Below are 388 nucleotides of genomic sequence, written 5' to 3'. Positions count from 1 at the left end.
GCGCGAGCGCCTCGAACAGCCTTGGAACGCGATGATAGAGGACTGATCGGTTGTCGCGGCAGGCCTTGTGGCCGAGCGCGCAGGCTAACCAACTTTTGCCCAGGCCGGTTGCCCCGGTGACGAGCAAATTCTCGTGGCGATCGATCCAGCGACCTTCGACGAGTTTGGCGAAAACGGCGCGGTCGATGCCCCGCGGGGTGCGCAGATCGACGTCCTCGACGCAAGCAGTCTGGCGCAGTGCGGCGATCTTGAGGCGCGTGGTGAGCCGCCTGGTGTCGCGTTCGGCGGCTTCGCGGTCGACCAACAGGCCGATGCGATCTTCGAACGGCAGGGCTTCGAGATCGGGCGATCGGCGCTGCTCCTCGAAGGCCTTGGCCATTCCGGTCAG

General features: G+C 65.7%; 1 pseudogene. It reads right to left on the bottom strand.

Annotated features, from left to right (window positions below):
• Nucleotides 1-388, bottom strand: a pseudogene (istB, locus tag QJT78_RS52250) (IS21-like element ISFK1 family helper ATPase IstB); the annotation flags it as partial.

It is taken from the genome of Bradyrhizobium sp. Mp27, assembly GCF_029953005.1.
GTDB lineage: Bacteria > Pseudomonadota > Alphaproteobacteria > Rhizobiales > Xanthobacteraceae > Bradyrhizobium > Bradyrhizobium barranii.
The sequence above is the reverse complement of the archived record's forward strand: the minus strand, read 5'-3'. Positions and strand labels throughout refer to the sequence as shown.